This is a genomic window from Synechococcus sp. R6-7, from assembly GCF_047461695.1.
Classification (GTDB): domain Bacteria; phylum Cyanobacteriota; class Cyanobacteriia; order Thermostichales; family Thermostichaceae; genus Thermostichus.
In genome coordinates, this window is sequence record NZ_JANSHS010000050.1 from 1 (window position 1) to 1,373 (window position 1,373).

Genomic DNA, 1,373 nt, shown 5'->3' on the forward strand with positions numbered 1-1,373 from the left:
CAGCAGTGTTCAGCGTAAATGTATCAGGACGTCACCTGAGAGGGTTTTGGGGGAGAAACTCCCGATCCAGGGGCAGGGGGGCGACAGGTTGGGTGAGGGTAAATTGGCCGCTTTCTATCCACTGCTTGAGGATTTCGGCAATTTGTATGGAGCGGCGCAGGCTGGCCAGGGGAGCGGTGCGAACCTTGCGGCCATTGAGGGTGATCTGGCCAGATTTGAGTTGGGCATAGCTCACTAAGCCAAAGGTGGGCCGCACCCGGCGGGGAATGGAAAAGTCAATCACGGGGGCAACCAACTCCTCATCCCGAATGGCAATGGCCTCCAAATCCGCAGGAGCAAGGATGGGGATGGGGATCCCGACCCCCAACATCAAGCTGGGGCCGTAGTTGCGGAAGTAGCAGCCCCTCACCCATTCCGCCTGCATTTGCTTGGCATCCCCAATCAGGGCTAGAGTGGCCGCCGGGCCGATGGGAGTTTGGTTGGGCAATCGCTTTTGCAGCGGAAAGTGTTGGGTGCCCTCCCAGGCGACGTAGCCGATGCCGCCTCCCAAAAAGATGCGGCTGCCGATCCCCACCCGGCGCAACAGGGGATCGTTCAACAAGGGGGACAGCTCTCCCGGGTTGGAATAGACGGCATTGCCCAGGTGCGGTTCCAACAGACCCAAGTAGGTGTACAAAGGCCGATCCCCGCCGTTCACCCCGACGATGAAGTTTTGGTAGGCATTGCGGGGGTTGAACAGGTAAAACTGGTTGAGCTGATCCCGAGTCAGGGTGGTCTCGTAGTCGGCGCGGGGGTAACAATCGGTCACTTGGCCGATGGCCCGCAAATGGACGCGCTTGCCCGCCACCAGGTCGGCAATGACATGGCCGCCCCCATAGGCTTGATCCGCTTGCTCGCTGGGTTGGGCTGCCCCCAGGTAAAGATCCACCGCGCCAAATCCGGCATAGGCCGGTACCCCGTTCAGCCAAGCTTGGCGAATCTTGATGGGCGGATCCGTATGGCCCAGGTTCACAATGGCTCCTGAAGACTCCATTGGCTCAAAGGTGCCGGTGGTGATCACATCCACCTGCTCAAAGGCTTCCTGGATCCCCAAGGTGGCCAGCTTGGCTTTGGCTTCCAGGGCCGTCCACACCCGCACCTGGCCTTTGGCAATGCGTTGGTTAATCTGGTCTAGGGTTCTCTCCATGGGATGTGAAGATCGCAATGGTTGGTCGCGTTGGCGGTGTGGAGCACTAGGCAGTCTTGATCGCTTGATCGTCGAGGGATCCGCTCCCATCTTGAATTCTCTCGTGAGGCAGCTCTTGGGACTGGCTCAATGAATAGCTTAAATGGACGGGGATCTGGGCCGGTGGGGCTTAAGGGGATCCGGCAGT

General features: G+C 59.5%; 1 protein-coding gene. It reads right to left on the bottom strand.

The features are described 5' to 3' along the window. Nucleotides 1–31: 31 nt before the first annotated feature. Nucleotides 32–1,186, bottom strand: a complete 1,155-nt coding sequence (locus NW815_RS02070) for a homocysteine biosynthesis protein (RefSeq protein ID WP_414343605.1) — start codon at nucleotides 1,184–1,186, stop codon at nucleotides 32–34. Nucleotides 1,187–1,373: the final 187 nt, after the last annotated feature.

Excerpts from the sequence above, each read along its gene's own strand:
- NW815_RS02070 (WP_414343605.1), bottom strand. The coding sequence starts at position 1,186 with ATGGAGAGAACCCTAGACCAGATTAACCAACGCATTGCCAAAGGCCAG.